Origin of the sequence: Pseudomonas sp. M5 (assembly GCF_016907075.1) — a bacterium.
In the GTDB taxonomy this organism is placed as follows: Bacteria; Pseudomonadota; Gammaproteobacteria; order Pseudomonadales; family Pseudomonadaceae; genus Aquipseudomonas; species Aquipseudomonas putida_E.
In genome coordinates this window covers 3,057,419-3,070,932 of sequence record NZ_JAFBBH010000001.1, presented here as the reverse complement: position 1 = coordinate 3,070,932, position 13,514 = coordinate 3,057,419, and the positions used below count along the sequence as shown (strand labels likewise).

Annotated in this window: 13 protein-coding genes; 12 read left to right on the top strand and 1 reads right to left on the bottom strand. The window is 63.0% G+C overall.

The annotated features are described in order from the left end of the window. The first annotated feature begins 158 nt into the window (after positions 1-158). A complete protein-coding gene (orn, locus tag JOE27_RS13995; protein WP_046788103.1) occupies positions 159-701 on the top strand; it encodes an oligoribonuclease in 543 nt (180 codons plus the stop codon). Between the two features lie 93 nt (positions 702-794). Next, positions 795-1,406, top strand: a complete 612-nt coding sequence (locus tag JOE27_RS13990; protein ID WP_003249516.1) for a trimeric intracellular cation channel family protein — start codon at positions 795-797, stop codon at positions 1,404-1,406. Between the two features lie 28 nt (positions 1,407-1,434). On the opposite strand, the gene queG is transcribed toward JOE27_RS13990, so the two are convergent. Then, complete coding sequence (gene queG, locus JOE27_RS13985; RefSeq protein ID WP_115273761.1) at positions 1,435-2,499, bottom strand: tRNA epoxyqueuosine(34) reductase QueG; 1,065 nt, start codon at positions 2,497-2,499, stop codon at positions 1,435-1,437. A gap of 65 nt (positions 2,500-2,564) precedes the next feature. Between queG and JOE27_RS13980 the strand changes: the two genes are divergently transcribed. The 10 genes from JOE27_RS13980 (at position 2,565) to JOE27_RS13935 (ending at position 13,496) form a co-directional block, all read left to right on the top strand. Beyond that, positions 2,565-3,425, top strand: coding sequence for an NAD(P)H-hydrate dehydratase (locus JOE27_RS13980; RefSeq protein WP_204919006.1), 861 nt, complete (start codon positions 2,565-2,567; stop codon positions 3,423-3,425). Continuing rightward, a complete protein-coding gene (tsaE, locus tag JOE27_RS13975) occupies positions 3,413-3,886 on the top strand; it encodes a tRNA (adenosine(37)-N6)-threonylcarbamoyltransferase complex ATPase subunit type 1 TsaE (RefSeq protein ID WP_046788100.1) in 474 nt (157 codons plus the stop codon). The genes JOE27_RS13980 and tsaE overlap by 13 nt, the downstream gene beginning before the upstream one ends. An 11-nt stretch (positions 3,887-3,897) precedes the next feature. Then, positions 3,898-5,331, top strand: coding sequence for an N-acetylmuramoyl-L-alanine amidase (locus JOE27_RS13970; RefSeq protein ID WP_046788099.1), 1,434 nt, complete (start codon positions 3,898-3,900; stop codon positions 5,329-5,331). Beyond that, positions 5,328-7,229, top strand: coding sequence for a DNA mismatch repair endonuclease MutL (gene mutL, locus JOE27_RS13965; RefSeq protein WP_115273762.1), 1,902 nt, complete (start codon positions 5,328-5,330; stop codon positions 7,227-7,229). Before JOE27_RS13970 ends, mutL begins: the two co-directional genes overlap by 4 nt. Before the next feature lies 1 nt (position 7,230). Continuing rightward, positions 7,231-8,202: a tRNA (adenosine(37)-N6)-dimethylallyltransferase MiaA gene (gene miaA / locus JOE27_RS13960; protein ID WP_115273763.1), complete on the top strand. Its 972-nt coding sequence runs from the start codon at positions 7,231-7,233 to the stop codon at positions 8,200-8,202. A 94-nt stretch (positions 8,203-8,296) separates the two neighbouring features. Then, positions 8,297-8,557 (top strand): RNA chaperone Hfq, encoded by a 261-nt coding sequence (hfq, locus tag JOE27_RS13955; RefSeq protein WP_003258160.1) that lies wholly within the window; start codon positions 8,297-8,299, stop codon positions 8,555-8,557. A 12-nt stretch (positions 8,558-8,569) separates the two neighbouring features. Then, positions 8,570-9,871 (top strand): ribosome rescue GTPase HflX, encoded by a 1,302-nt coding sequence (gene hflX / locus JOE27_RS13950; RefSeq protein WP_012316478.1) that lies wholly within the window; start codon positions 8,570-8,572, stop codon positions 9,869-9,871. A 96-nt stretch (positions 9,872-9,967) separates the two neighbouring features. Continuing rightward, on the top strand, positions 9,968-11,149 hold the full coding sequence (gene hflK / locus JOE27_RS13945) for an FtsH protease activity modulator HflK (RefSeq protein WP_046788096.1): 1,182 nt from the start codon (positions 9,968-9,970) through the stop codon (positions 11,147-11,149). Beyond that, positions 11,149-12,018 carry a protease modulator HflC gene (gene hflC / locus JOE27_RS13940; RefSeq protein WP_046788095.1) on the top strand — a complete coding sequence of 290 codons (870 nt, stop codon included), beginning with the start codon at positions 11,149-11,151 and terminating at the stop codon, positions 12,016-12,018. The genes hflK and hflC overlap by 1 nt, the downstream gene beginning before the upstream one ends. Positions 12,019-12,308: 290 nt before the next feature. Further along, the gene (locus JOE27_RS13935; RefSeq protein ID WP_012316475.1) at positions 12,309-13,496 is read left to right on the top strand and encodes an ATP phosphoribosyltransferase regulatory subunit; all 1,188 of its coding nucleotides are present in this window, start codon (positions 12,309-12,311) and stop codon (positions 13,494-13,496) included. Positions 13,497-13,514 lie beyond the last annotated feature (18 nt).

Genomic DNA, 13,514 nt, shown 5'->3' with positions numbered 1-13,514 from the left:
GTGTTCCGTGCGAGTTGCGTGAGAGAGCCGTGGTGGGGCATTGAAAACGGCAGGCAGTTTAGCACGACGGGCGGCGGACCATTCTGGTTACCTTTGCGCCGGGAATGCGCGGGGCTATGCCGCTAGGCTAATATGACGGCCTATACGAGGAGCCCTTCATGCAGAACCCACAGAACCTGATCTGGATCGATCTGGAAATGACCGGCCTGGATCCGGACAACGACGTCATCATCGAGATGGCCACCATCGTCACCGACAGCGAGCTGAACACGCTGGCCGAAGGGCCGGTGATCGCCATCCACCACAGTGACGAAGTGCTGGCGCGCATGGACGAGTGGAATACCCGCACCCATGGCGGCTCGGGGCTGACCCAGCGTGTACGCGAAAGCAAGGTCGGCATGGCCGAGGCCGAAGCGCAGACCATCGCCTTCCTGGAACAATGGGTTCCCAAAGGCAAGTCGCCGATCTGTGGCAACAGCATCTGCCAGGATCGCCGCTTTCTCTATCGCCATATGCGCAGCCTGGAAAACTACTTCCACTACCGCAACCTCGATGTCTCCACCGTGAAGGAGCTGGCTGCGCGCTGGGCACCGGACGTGCGGGACAGCTTCAAGAAGGGCAGCACCCACCTGGCGCTGGACGATATCCGCGAGTCGATTGCCGAACTGCGCCACTACCGCACGCACTTCATCAAGGTGTGAGTCGAAAAAGGGCGCATAGAATGTGCGCGCGCCCTCTTTTGGTGCCTTGGGCAACTGGTTAGACTGCGCGCCTTTCCCGCACGGACCCGCGCCATGTTGTTGATGCTCTACCTTATTGCCATCACCGCCGAAGCCATGACCGGCGCCCTGTCTGCCGGGCGGCGTGGCATGGACTGGTTTGGCGTGGTACTGATCGCCTGTGTGACTGCCCTGGGTGGTGGCTCGGTGCGTGATGTGCTGCTCGGGCACTACCCACTGACTTGGGTGAAGCATCCGGAATACCTGGTGCTGACCAGCTTTGCCGCGCTGCTGACGATTTTCATCGCACCGATGATGCGCCGCCTGCGGTCACTGTTCCTGGTGCTGGATGCCTTGGGGCTGGTGGCCTTTACCCTGATTGGCTGCATGACTGCGCTGGAGATGGGGCAGGGCATGCTGGTGGCGTCGATCAGCGGGGTCATTACAGGGGTGTTCGGTGGGATCCTTCGGGATATTTTCTGTAACGACATCCCACTGGTGTTCCGGCGTGAACTGTATGCCAGCGTGTCTTTTGCCGCGGCGTGGTTTTACCTGGGCTGTGTGTATTTCAAGGTGCCGGCAGAGCAGGCCATGCTGCTGACCTTGTTTGGTGGGTTCCTGGTTCGGCTATTGGCGATCCGCTTCCATTGGGAAATGCCGAAGTTTCACTACAACGACCAGCAGTGAAACCTCAGGGGCTGCTTGGCGGCCCCGGCTATGTAATGCCATGCCGCGCCAGCGCCCACTCCACATGCTCACGCACCAGCTCCGACGGGTCTTCCCGGCGCGCCTTCAAGGCTTCCAGCACCGGAATCGTCGACGGCGCATTGCCCAGGCCCACCGCCAGATTGCGTAGCCAGCGCTCATACCCGGCGCGCCGCAAAGGCCCGCCCTCGGTCTTGCGTAGAAAAGTCTTTTCATCCCACAGGAACATCTCGGCCAGCTCGGCATTCTCCAGGCCATGCCTGGGCTTGAAGTCGTTTTCCTGGGTTGGACGTGCAAAACGATTCCACGGGCAGACGATCTGGCAGTCATCGCAACCGAACACCCGATTGCCCATCATCGAGCGCAATTCCACGGGGATGGCGCCCTTCAACTCGATGGTCAGGTAAGAAATGCAGCGCCTGGCATCCAGCACATAGGGCCCGACAAAGGCCTTGGTCGGGCAGATGTCCAGGCACGCCTGGCAGCGTCCGCAATGCTCGCTGGCATGCGCCTCGTCTACCGGCAGTGGCAGGTCGACGAACAGTTCGGCCAGGAAGAAATAGCTGCCGGCCTTGCGATTGAGCAGCAGCGTGTTCTTGCCGATCCAGCCTAGCCCCGCCTGTTCGGCAATGGCCTTTTCCAGCACCGGGGCACTGTCGACGAACGCCCGGTAACCGAACGGACCGATGTCTTCCTGGATGCGATCGGCCAGGTGCTGCACGCGTTTGCGCACCAGCTTGTGGTAATCGCGGCCAAGGGCATAGCGCGATACGTAGGCTTTTTCCGCCTGGGCCAGGCGTTGAGCCATCTGTGTATCGCCGGGCAAGTAGTCCATACGCAGCGAAACCACCCTCACGGTGCCAGGGATCAACTGGTCGGGGTGGGCGCGTTTGCCATCGTGGGCGGCCAGGTATTCCATTTCGCCCTGGTAGCCGGCGTCGAGCCAGCGCTGCAGGTGCTGTTCGTGCTCGCCAAGGTCCACACCGGCGATGCCGACGTGGGCAAAACCGAGTTCTCGGCCCCAATTTTTGATCGATTGGGCCAGGGCGGCGAGGTCAAGTGTGCAAGCGGACATGGATGGGCAAGGCAATACGGGCTCAGGTGCGTATAATTCTGCCAGACATTGGAGCCTTTGACCCCATGCCGCAGACCAAACACCCAAGCCATGCCCCGCTCCTGCTAAGCAGCGTGACCGTCACGCGCCTGCCCGCCAGGCATCCGCACGCCCATAAAGGTGACTTCGGCCACGTGCTGGTGGTGGGTGGCGACCTCGGTACCGGTGGCGCAGTGCTGCTGAGCGCCGAAGCCGCGCTGCGCTGCGGCGCCGGGATGGTCAGCGTGGCGACTCGCCCCGATCACGTGGCCGCAAGCCTTGCCCGCTTGCCCGAAACCATGTGCCTGGGGGTCGATTCGGCCAACCAGCTGATGGGGGTATTGGAGCGCGCTTCGGTACTGGTGGTCGGCCCTGGCCTGGGCCAGGCCGCCTGGGGGCGCAGCCTGCTGTCGGCTATCGCCAATGCCGAGCGGCCGCAAGTGTGGGATGCCGATGCACTCAACCTGCTGGCGCGCACGCCCCTGGCATTACCCAGTGGCAGTATCCTCACTCCGCACCCGGGGGAGGCCGCGCGGCTGCTGGGCATTTCCACCGAGGCGGTACAGGGCGACCGGCCGGGCGCTGCTCGCAAGCTGGCGCGCCGCTATGCCAGTGTCTGCGTGCTCAAGGGCGCCGGTACGTTGGTGGCGGACCCGTCGGGGCAGTTGGCGCTGTGCCAGCGCGGGCATCCGGCAATGGCAGGGGCAGGCTTGGGTGACGTGCTCACCGGTGTACTGGCGGCGTTATTGGCTCAAGGGCTGGACGCCTGGCAGGCCGCGAGTCTTGGAGTGTGGTTGCACGCGTGTGCCGGCGAGCGGTTGGGTGTGAAAGGTAGAGGCCTGGCGGCCAGTGATCTGGCGCCGGTCATTCGTGAGTTGTTGGAGGAGCATTCTGCGTGTCTGGCATAACCCTGTTTCTGGCCGATGAAGAGGCCACGGTCAAATTCGGTGCATCACTGGCCGAGGTGACCGGCGGTCGCGGCATCATCTTTCTCGAGGGCGACCTGGGCGCGGGCAAGACTACGCTGTCCCGTGGCCTTATTCGCGGCTTGGGCCATACTGGTGCAGTGAAAAGCCCGACCTTCACCGTGGTTGAACCCTACGAGATCGGTGAGGTGCGCGCCTACCATTTCGACCTGTATCGCCTGGTCGATCCGGAGGAACTGGAGTTCATGGGCATTCGCGACTATTTCGAGGGAGATCCGCTGTGTCTGTTCGAGTGGCCAGAAAAGGGTGCGGGCGTTTTGCCAAAGCCTGACCTGACCATTACCATAAGCCCCCAAGCGGGCGGACGCTCGCTGATCCTTGCGCCGCAGGGGGCTCGCGGCGAGGCCTGGTGCATTGCGCTGGCCAAACACTATAAACAGTAAGTGGGGTAGGTATGCGCATACGCGCACTGGTCGCTGTCGTTGGTCTGCTGCTGACAGCGGTGACTGTTGACGCTCTGGCCGTCACTCAAGTCAAGAGCATGCGCCTGTGGCGCGCGCCGGACAACACGCGGCTGGTCTTCGACCTGTCTGGCCCCGTGCAGCATAGCGTCTTCACCCTCAGCGCACCGGATCGCCTGGTAATCGATATCAACGGGGCGACCCTGGCCGCGCCACTGAACGTGTCCACCTCGAATACACCCATCAGCAACGTGCGCTCGGCGCAGCGTACGGCGACTGACCTGCGGGTGGTGGTCGACCTGAAAAAGTCGGTCACGCCCAAGAGTTTCACCCTGGCGCCCAATGCTCAATACGGCAACCGCCTGGTGGTCGACCTCTATGACCAGGAAGCCGATGCCATCGCCGCCACGGCGCCTGCTGCACCGCCAACGCCTGTGCGAACCCCGGCGACCACGCCGGCGGTGCCGGTAAGCCCGGCCCAGCCGGCGATCAAGCTGCCGCCTGTGCCCAGCGGCAAGCGCGACATCGTGGTCGCCATCGACGCCGGTCATGGCGGTGAGGACCCGGGTGCTTCGGGATCGCGTGGCCAGCATGAGAAAGACATCGTGCTGCAGATCGCCAAGGAACTGCAGCGCCAGATCAATACCGAGAAGGGCTACCGTGCCGAACTGACCCGCACTGGTGACTACTTCATTCCGCTGCGCAAACGTACCGAGATCGCCCGCAAGAAAGGCGCCGACCTGTTCATCTCGATCCACGCCGACGCTGCACCGTCGCGGGCCGCTTTTGGCGCCTCGGTGTTCGCCCTGTCGGACCGTGGCGCCACGTCCGAGACCGCCCGCTGGCTCGCCGATGCGGAAAACCGCTCCGACCTGATCGGTGGCGCTGGTAACGTCAGCCTCGACGACAAAGACCGCATGCTTGCAGGCGTGCTGCTCGACCTGTCGATGACCGCGACGCTCAGTTCCAGCCTCAACGTCGGGCAAAAAGTGCTGGGCAACATGGGGCGCATCACCTCGCTGCACAAGCAGCGTGTCGAGCAAGCAGGTTTCATGGTGCTGAAGTCGCCGGACATTCCGTCGATCCTGGTCGAAACCGGGTTCATCTCCAACAACAACGAAGCCGCCAAGCTGGCCACGCGCAGCCATCAGCAGGCACTGGCCCGCTCGATCCATACCGGTGTGCGCCAGTACTTCCAGCAGAACCCGCCGCCTGGTACCTACATCGCCTGGATGCGCGACAGCGGCAAGATCGCGCAGGGGCCACGTGAGCACACGGTACGTCCGGGCGAGACCCTGGCGATGCTTGCCGTGCGCTACCAGGTCAGCGTGGCTAGCCTGCGCAACACCAACAGCCTCAAGAGCGATGAGCTGAAGGTCGGTCAGCACCTCAATATTCCCTCGACGACCCTGGCCTCGCAGCAATGAGTGGGGGGTCGCGCATCCAGCTGCTCAGCCCGCGGCTGGCCAACCAGATTGCCGCCGGTGAGGTGGTCGAACGCCCGGCTTCGGTGGCCAAGGAGTTGCTGGAGAACAGTCTGGACTCCGGTGCCCGACGCATCGATGTCGAAGTGGAGCAGGGCGGCGTCAAGTTGTTGCGGGTACGTGACGACGGCAGCGGTATTTCCGCTGACGACCTGCCATTGGCTCTGGCCCGGCACGCCACCAGCAAGATCCGTGAGCTGGAAGACCTCGAAGGTGTGCTGAGCCTGGGCTTTCGTGGCGAGGCCCTGGCCTCCATCAGCTCGGTGGCGCGCCTGACCCTGACGTCGCGCACCGCCAGTGCAAGCGAAGCCTGGCAGGTCGAGACCGAAGGTCGCGACATGACTCCGCGTGTGCAGCCTGCCGCACACCCTGTCGGCACCTCGGTGGAAGTGCGTGACCTGTTCTTCAATACCCCGGCCCGTCGCAAGTTTCTCAAGGCCGAAAAGACCGAATTCGATCACCTGCAGGAAGTCATCCGGCGCCTGGCCCTGGCCCGCTTCGATGTGGCCTTCCACCTGCGGCACAACGGCAAGAGCATCCTCAGCCTGCACGAGGCGCATGATGAAGCGGCCCGTGCGCGGCGGGTCGGCGCCATTTGTGGCGGGGGCTTCATGGAGCAGGCGCTGCCGATCGATGTCGAGCGTAACGGCCTGCGCCTGTGGGGCTGGGTCGGCCTGCCGACTTTCTCGCGCAGCCAGGCAGACCTTCAGTACTTCTTCGTCAACGGCCGTGCGGTGCGCGACAAGCTGGTAGCCCATGCGGTGCGCCAGGCTTACCGTGATGTGCTGTTCAATGGCCGTCACCCCACGTTCGTGCTGTTCCTTGAGCTTGAGCCCAACGGCGTCGACGTCAACGTGCACCCGACCAAGCACGAAGTGCGTTTCCGTGAGGGGCGTTCGGTTCACGATTTTCTCTACGGCACGCTGCACCGTGCCTTGGCCGACGTGCGCCCGGAAGACCATCTGGCGTCGGCGCCTGCCGCCGCTGCCGAGGTCGTCCGCCCGACGGGGCAACAGGCGGGCGAATTCGGCCCGCAAGGCGAGATGCGCCTGGCCTCGCCGGTGCTCGAACAGCCCCAGGTGGCCCAGCATTCGATTTCCAACGGCGGCAGTGGCGCAGGTTACCAGTACCAGTACACCCCCCGGCCATCACAGCCGTTGCCCGCTGCCGAGGCCCAGGCGGTCTACCGCGAGTTCTACAAGCCGCTGAACGATGACGCTGCCGGGCCTGCGACGTTGCCGCAGAGCCAGGGCGACATCCCGCCCTTGGGGTACGCTCTGGCCCAGCTCAAAGGCATCTACATTCTCGCCGAGAATGCTGCCGGCCTGGTGCTGGTCGACATGCATGCAGCCCACGAGCGGATCATGTATGAACGGCTCAAGGTGGCGATGGCCAGCGAGGGCCTGAGTGGCCAGCCGCTGCTGGTGCCCGAGTCACTGGCGCTGAGCCAGCGCGAGGCCGATTGCGCCGAGGAGCATGCCCAGTGGTTCCAGCGCCTGGGCTTTGAGTTGCAGCGCCTGGGCCCCGAGACGCTGGCGATCCGCCAGATTCCTGCCCTGCTCAAGCAGGCCGAGGCCAACCGCCTGGTCCAGGACGTGCTTGCCGACCTTATGGAGTACGGCACCAGCGATCGCATTCAGGCGCACCTCAACGAACTGCTCGGTACCATGGCCTGTCACGGCGCCGTACGTGCCAACCGGCGCCTGGCGATTCCTGAAATGAACGCCCTGTTGCGCGACATGGAAAACACCGAGCGTAGCGGCCAGTGCAACCATGGCCGACCGACCTGGACCCAGATGGGCCTGGACGACCTGGACAAACTTTTCCTGCGCGGTCGATGACATGAGCGGCAAGCCCCCAGCAATATTCCTCATGGGCCCGACGGCGGCCGGCAAGACCGACCTTGCCATCGAGCTGACCAAGGTCCTGCCCTGCGAGCTGATCAGCGTCGACTCGGCCCTCGTCTACCGCGGCATGGACATCGGCAGCGCCAAGCCCTCCAAGGAGGTATTGGCTGCCCATCCACATCGTCTTATCGATATTCGCGACCCTGCCGAGAGCTACTCGGCTGCGCAGTTTCGCACCGATGCCCTTCAGGCCATGGCCGAAATCACCGCGCGCGGCAAAGTCCCGCTGCTGGTCGGTGGCACCATGCTCTACTACAAGGCATTGATCGATGGCCTGGCGGACATGCCGCCGGCCGACGCTGCGGTGCGTGCCGAGCTCGAGGCCCGGGCGCAGGCGCTGGGTTTGGCCGAGTTGCACCGCCAGCTCGCCGAAGTGGACCCGGAGTCGGCCGCACGCATCCACCCCAACGACCCGCAGCGCCTGATCCGTGCGTTGGAGGTCTATCATGTGAGTGGCGAGAGCATGACAGCCCATCGCCAGCGTCAATTCGCGGAAAGTAGCGGCGCAGACGCAGGCGCTGGCGGGCATTTGCCCTATACTGTCGCGAGTTTGGCGATTGCTCCTACAGATCGTCACATTCTGCATCAGCGAATTGCGTTACGATTTTCGCAGATGCTGGAACAGGGCTTCGTCGACGAGGTCCGATCGCTGCGAGCCAGAAGTGACTTGCACGCCGGGCTGCCGTCTATACGGGCAGTGGGATATCGGCAGGTCTGGGACTACCTCGACGGCAAGCTGACTGAGAATGAGATGCGCGAACGCGGTATCATTGCTACTCGCCAGCTGGCCAAGCGTCAGTTCACCTGGTTGCGCGGTTGGTCCGACGTGCACTGGCTCGACAGCCTGGCCTGCGACAATCTGTCCCGCACCTTGAAATACCTTGGGGCCATCTCCATATTGAGCTGAGTCCCTGCTGATTGCCGTCTATTCTTCCGAAGGGGCGGCCTAACTTATCGATTTTTTTGATTTTCTACTATTTATCCTTACAGGAGTGCGGCATATGTCAAAAGGGCATTCGCTACAAGACCCTTACTTGAACACCTTGAGAAAAGAAAAGGTCCCGGTTTCGATCTATCTGGTCAACGGGATCAAGCTGCAGGGCTCGATCGAATCGTTCGACCAGTTCGTGGTGCTGCTGAAGAACACCGTCAGCCAGATGGTCTACAAGCACGCGATTTCGACCGTGGTTCCAGCCCGTCCGGTTCGCCTGCCAAGCCCGTCCGATTCCGAACACGGCGACAGCGAACCAGGCAACGCCTGATAGGAGCCTGCATTGTTCTTTGAGCGCCACGGTGGTGGTGAGCGGGCGCTGCTCGTTCACTTGGAAGGTCAGAACCCTGAGGCGCGCGAAGACCCGCAGGAGTTTCAGGAACTGGCATTGTCGGCCGGAGCCGACATCGTCTCGCTGGTCACAGTGGCAAGGCATCAGCCTACCGCCAAATACCTGATTGGCAGCGGCAAGGTCGAGGAATTGCGCGACCTGGTCAAAGCCGAACAGGTTGACCTGGTGATTTTCAATCACACCCTCACGCCCAGTCAGGAGCGCAACCTCGAACGAGTCTTCGAGTGTCGCGTGCTTGATCGTACCGGGCTGATTCTCGACATCTTCGCCCAACGGGCGCGTACCCATGAAGGCAAGCTGCAGGTCGAACTGGCCCAGCTCGAGCACATGAGCACGCGGCTGGTGCGCGGCTGGACCCACCTCGAGCGTCAGAAGGGTGGTATCGGTATGCGCGGCCCGGGTGAAACCCAGCTGGAAACCGACCGGCGCCTGTTGCGGGTGCGCCTGCGGCAGATCAAGTCGCGCCTGGAAAAGGTTCGCAGCCAGCGTGAGCAGGCTCGCCGAGGTCGTCGCCGCGCGGATATCCCGTCGGTATCGCTGGTGGGTTACACCAACGCTGGCAAGTCCACGTTGTTCAACGCGCTGACCGAATCCGACGTGTACGCCGCCGACCAATTGTTCGCCACCCTCGACCCGACCCTGCGCCGGCTCCAGCTCGACGACCTTGGGCCTATCGTGCTGGCTGACACCGTGGGCTTCATTCGCCACCTTCCGCACAAGCTGGTCGAGGCATTTCGGGCTACGCTCGAAGAGTCGAGCAACTCCGACCTGCTGCTGCATGTGATCGACGCCCATGAGCCTGAGCGCATGGAGCAGATCGAGCAGGTGCTGGCAGTATTGGGCGAGATCGGTGCCGAAGGCTTGCCGATCCTCGAGGTCTATAACAAACTCGACCTGCTTGAAGATGTCGAGCCGCAGATCCAGCGCAATGCCGATGGCAAGCCGGAGCGGGTCTGGGTATCGGCTCGAGATGGCCGTGGCTTGGAGTTGGTTGGTCAGGCCATTGCCGAGTTGCTGGGGGATGATCTTTTTGTCGGTACCCTGTGCCTGGAGCAGCGTTTTGCCCGCTTGCGCGCGCAATTCTTTGACTTGGGTGCGGTGCAGAGTGAAGAGCATGACGAAGAAGGGCGCAGCCTGCTGAGTGTGCGATTGCCCAGGGTCGAGTTGAATCGCCTGGTCAGCCGCGAAGGCATGGAGCCGCAAGTGTTTGTCGAGCAACACACTTTGCAATAAATGCCCGCCGAGGTCGTCGGGCAGCAGTGGCAGGCATTCTGTAGCATTGGACGGCGCGCCGTGGGCGCGTCTTTGCTTTATCAGATGGAGAGCGCTATGGCTTGGAACGAGCCGGGTGGCAACTCGAACAATCAGGATCCCTGGGGCGGCCGCCGCGGTGGTGGTGGCGGTGGTGGCGATAAAAAAGGCCCGCCGGATCTGGACGAGGCCTTCCGCAAACTGCAGGACAGCCTTAACGGCATGTTCGGCAGCGGCAAGAAACGTGGCGGCGGTGACCGCAATGTCGGCAAGGGCGGTGGCTACGGCCTGCTGGGCATCGGCCTGGCGGTACTGGCTGCCATCTGGCTGTACAGCGCCGTGTACGTGGTCGACGAGCAGGAGCAGGCCGTTGTGCTGCGCTTCGGCAAGTACTATGAAACGGTCGGTCCCGGCCTGAACATCTACTTCCCGCCGATCGATCGCAAGTACATGGAAAACGTCACGCGCGAGCGTGCCTATACCAAGCAGGGCCAGATGCTCACCGAAGACGAGAACATCGTCGAGGTGCCACTGACCGTCCAGTACAAGATCACCAACCTGCAGGACTTCGTGCTCAACGTCGACCAGCCCGAGGTCAGCCTGCAGCATGCCACCGAAAGCGCCCTGCGCCACGTGGTGGGTTCCACCTCGATGGACCAGGTGTTGACCGAGGGTCGTGAACAGATGGCCGTGGATATCCGCGAACGCCTGCAGCGCTTCCTCGACAACTACCGTACCGGTATCACGGTTACCCAGGTCAACGTACAGAGCGCGGCAGCCCCGCGTGAAGTGCAGGAAGCCTTCGACGACGTGATCCGTGCCCGCGAAGACGAGCAGCGTGCCCGTAACCAGGCCGAATCCTACGCCAATGGCGTGGTGCCGGAAGCCCGTGGTCAGGCCCAGCGCATCATCGAGGACGCCAACGGTTACCGCGACGAAGTCATCGCCCGCGCCAAGGGTGAGGCGGACCGCTTCACCAAGCTGCTCGCCGAGTACCGTAAGGCACCGGACGTGACCCGTCAGCGTCTGTATCTGGAGACCATGCAAAAGGTTTACAGCAATACCAGCAAGGTCATGGTGGCAACCAAGGACGGGCAGAACAACCTGCTCTACCTGCCGCTGGACAAGATGGTCGAAGGCGGCCGCAACACGTCCGCGCCGGCTGCCAGTGTGTCGCCGTCGGCCAATGATGCTGCCGCACGTGCGGCGCAGGACCTGCAACAGCAACAGCAGCAGATGCGCACTAGGGAGAGCCGCTGATGAGCAATAAATCGCTGATCGCCCTGATCGCAGCTGTGGTGCTGGCCGTCGTGGCCTGGAACAGCTTCTACATCGTGGCCCAGACCGAACGTGCGGTACTGCTGCAATTCGGCCGTGTGGTCCAGGCGGATGTCCAGCCTGGCCTGCATGTGAAGATTCCTTATGTGAACCAGGTGCGCAGGTTCGACGCCCGCCTGATGACCCTCGACGCCCCGACCCAGCGGTTCCTGACCCTGGAGAAAAAAGCGGTGATGGTCGACGCCTACGCCAAGTGGCGCGTTCAGGATGCCGAGCGTTTCTATACCGCGACTTCCGGCCTCAAGCAGATCGCCGATGAACGTCTGTCTCGTCGCCTGGAAAGCGGCCTGCGTGACCAGTTCGGTAAGCGTACCCTGCACGAAGTGGTTTCCGGTGAACGTGACGCGCTGATGGCTGACATCACGGCATCACTGAATCGCATGGCCAGTAAGGAGCTGGGTATCGAGGTGGTGGATGTGCGCGTCAAGGCCATCGACCTGCCGAAGGAAGTCAACCGCAGTGTGTTCGACCGTATGAGCACCGAGCGTGAGCGCGAAGCCCGCGAGCATCGTGCCAAGGGTAACGAGCTGGCAGAGGGTATCCGTGCGGATGCCGACCGTCAGCGCCGCGTACTGCTGGCCGAAGCCTATCGTGAAGCGGAAGAAACCCGCGGTGATGGTGATGCCCAGTCGGCCGCCATCTATGCCAAGGCTTACACCCAGGACGCTGAGTTCTATGCGTTCTACCGTAGCCTTCAGGCATACCGCGAGAGCTTCTCCAGCAAGAGCGATGTCCTGGTCCTGGATCCGAAGAACGAGTTCTTCCGCTTCCTGGACAAGAGCAGGCCCTGATGCTCTGATCGGGAAATGCCCCGCCTGGCAGCTAAAACACCAGGCGGGGTGCATCCTGATTAAAAAGGGGTGTATGATGAGGCAGCCGGGAAATTTCCCGGCTTTTTTGCGTCTGCAAGGTTGATTGGCAAAGCGCCAGTTGACGGTTTGGTCAGTTCGCAAGGCAATTCGAGGGTATTGGGTACGGTGGCGGCGCTGGGATCAGTGCTGCCTGCTGCTGTGCGCCAATGCCTGCTTCACTGACGGCTCGCCTGCAGGCAAGCCGCCCGGACCAGAGGGGAAATGGCGTAATGGCAACGGTAGACCGCTGGCTACTGCCAGATGGCATCGAGGAAGTACTGCCACCTGAGGCTGCGCGTATCGAGATCGCGCGTCGTCAGGTGTTGGACCTGTTCCAGAGTTGGGGCTACGAACTGGTCGTCACCCCGCATATCGAGTACCTGGAGTCGCTGCTAACCGGCGCCGGCCAGGACCTGGATCAGCGTACCTTCAAGGTGGTGGACCCGCAGTCCGGTCGCCTGATGGGCTTCCGTGCCGACTTTACCCCGCAGGTGGCGCGCATCGACGCCCACACCTTGCGCCGCGAAGGCCCGAGCCGTCTGTGCTATGCCGGCAGTGTGCTGCACGCCCAGCCGCGTGCGCTGTCCACCTCGCGCAGTCCGATCCAGCTGGGTGCCGAGCTGTACGGCGATGCCAGCCCTACCAGTGATGTCGAAGTCATCAGCCTGATGCTCGCCACGCTGCAGCTGACCGACGTCGCGGATGTGCACATGGACCTCGGCCATGTCGGCATCTACCGTGGCCTGGCGCGCGCCGCCGGTTTGTCCGGCGCAGTCGAACAGCAGCTGTTCGATGCCCTGCAGCGCAAGTCGGTCGATGAAGTGCAGGCACTGACTGCCGACTTGCCGAAGGACCTGGGCAACATGCTGCGCGCTCTGGTCGAGCTGTGCGGTGGCCGCGAAGTGCTGGCCGAAGCCCGTGTGCGCTTGGGTCGTGCCCCGGCCAGCGTGCTGGCGGCGCTTGACGACCTGTTGGCGATCGCTGATCGCCTGGCGTCGCGCTACCCGGAGCTGCCGCTGTACTTCGACCTTGGCGAGTTGCGTGGCTACAACTACCACACCGGTGTGGTGTTCGCCGTGTTCGTGCCTGGCGAAGGTCAATCGATCGCCCAGGGCGGGCGCTACGACGACATCGGCGCCGATTTCGGTCGGGCACGCCCGGCCACCGGTTTCTCCACGGATTTGAAGACCCTGGTCACACTGGGGCGAGCGGAGGTCGTATTGCCAGCTGGCGGCATCTGGATGCCCGACAGCGGTGACGCGGCCCTCTGGCAGCAGGTCTGCCAGTTGCGCAACGAGGGCCAGCGTGTGGTCCAGGCTCTGCCTGGCCAGCCGTTGAGTGCTGCTCTCGAGGCGGATTGTGATCGGCAATTGATTCAGCAAGACGGGCGCTGGCAGGTTCTGCCGCTGACCCATTGAGTTTCTGCGTCGGCAGTA